General features: G+C 55.1%; 1 protein-coding gene. It reads left to right on the forward strand.

What is annotated here, in order from left to right; genetic code table 11:
• Nucleotides 1-256, forward strand: a 256-nt coding sequence (locus BN1800_RS39700; protein WP_483251932.1) for an ATP dependent DNA ligase, incomplete at its 5' end; no start/stop codon positions are given.
• Nucleotides 257-486 lie beyond the last annotated feature (230 nt).

A 486-nucleotide genomic window follows, 5' to 3' on the forward strand; every position in this document is an offset into this window, starting at 1 on the left:
CGTCTATGTCGGGAATGTCGGGACCGGCTTCAGGGAAAGTGTCGCATGGGAGCTGCGCTCTATGCTCGATCGCCTGACGGTGAAGAAGCCGCCCGTCGAATACAAGGACCGATCAAAGGGTATTGTCTGGGTGCAGCCGACGCTGATTGCTGAGATCGAATATCGGGCATGGACGCACGACGGCAAGCTGCGGCATTCGTCATACAAGGGGCTGCGCGAAGTGCAGGACAACGCGGCGATTTACGAGATCGAGTGACCGAATGGAAAGCATTGTGCTTCAGCGATCTTACGGCGGTTCAGATTGTCTCCTGCATGCCATCCCGAGGCCGCCCAATTACATTCGACCACCCGCAAAGATGAGGCTGGCGGTAGTGTTGACTCTATAGTTCGTTCATCCGAGAACAGGCGATGAAATAGAGGGGAAATAATGATGGCTGATGAGAACAACATAGGACCGGTTGCTGCAGTTGAGACGACGGAGGTGGA

The sequence above is a fragment of the Rhizobium sullae genome, assembly GCF_900169785.1.
In the GTDB taxonomy this organism is placed as follows: domain Bacteria; phylum Pseudomonadota; class Alphaproteobacteria; order Rhizobiales; family Rhizobiaceae; genus Rhizobium; species Rhizobium sullae.